Below are 572 nucleotides of genomic sequence, written 5' to 3' on the forward strand. Positions count from 1 at the left end.
CAGCCGGCCGACCGTAACGGCTACATCCTCGATACCGCCGACCCGGCACTGGTGCTCACCACCACCCGGGACGGGTTCACCGTCACGGGGGACAGGTCTGTCGGTGTCGTGGGGGACAGGTCTGTCGGTGTCGTGGGGGACAGGTCTGTCGGTGTGGTGAACGTGGACGAGGCCGATCTGTCGGGCTTCGATGACGCACCGGTCACCGATTTCGAGCGGGTGGCGCCGTTGCGGTCGTCGAACACGGCGTATGTGATCTTCACGTCGGGGTCGACGGGGCGGCCGAAGGGTGTGGCGGTTGCGCACGGGTCGGTGGTGAGTCTGCTGGGGTGGATGCAGGCGGATTATCCGCTGGCGGGTGTGGATCGGGTGTTGCTCAAGACGCCGTTCACGTTCGATGCGTCGGTGTGGGAGTTGTTCTGGCCGTTGCAGGTCGGTGCGTCGGTGGTGGTCGCGGGGCGTGATGCGCATCGGGATCCGGTGGAGTTGGCGCGGGTGATCGGTGCGGAGTCGGTGTCGGTGGCGCAGTTCGTGCCGTCGGTGCTCGAGGCGACGGTCGAGTATCTCGATGC

General features: G+C 66.8%; 1 protein-coding gene. It reads left to right on the forward strand.

Going from position 1 to position 572, the window contains the following annotated elements; genetic code table 11:
• A partial coding sequence (locus EF834_RS18065) for an AMP-binding protein (RefSeq protein ID WP_164874180.1) occupies window positions 1-572 on the forward strand: 572 nt, incomplete at both ends.

It is taken from the genome of Rhodococcus spongiicola (assembly GCF_004011835.1).
GTDB classification, from domain to species: domain Bacteria; phylum Actinomycetota; class Actinomycetes; order Mycobacteriales; family Mycobacteriaceae; genus Prescottella; species Prescottella spongiicola.